This window comes from Dellaglioa sp. CoH-55-MRSF-9, assembly GCF_056782155.1.
Genome location: NZ_JBXAYG010000132.1, coordinates 1 through 253 on the forward strand (window position 1 = coordinate 1; position 253 = coordinate 253).

General features: G+C 71.9%; 1 protein-coding gene. It reads left to right on the forward strand.

Annotated features, from left to right (window positions below):
- Positions 1 to 253, forward strand: a 253-nt coding sequence (locus AC1RPV_RS08075) for a PLP-dependent transferase (RefSeq protein ID WP_481764247.1), incomplete at both ends; no start/stop codon positions are given.

Consider the following 253-nt stretch of genomic DNA (forward strand, 5'->3'; position numbering starts at 1 on the left):
AGTGCGTACCTCGCCTACCTGCGGTCCGTGATCGTGCTCGAGTACGGTCCGACCGTCCCCGCGCTCAGCACCTTCCTGCTGCTGCACGGGGTCGAGACGCTGTCAGTGCGGATGGACCGGCACGTGGCGAACGCGCAGGCCGTCGCGGAGTGGCTGGCGGAGCGGCCGGAGGTGGCGCGGGTGTACTACCCGGGACTGCCGACGGACCCGCACCACGCGCTGGCGCGGAAGTATCTGCCGCTCGGGCCCGGCT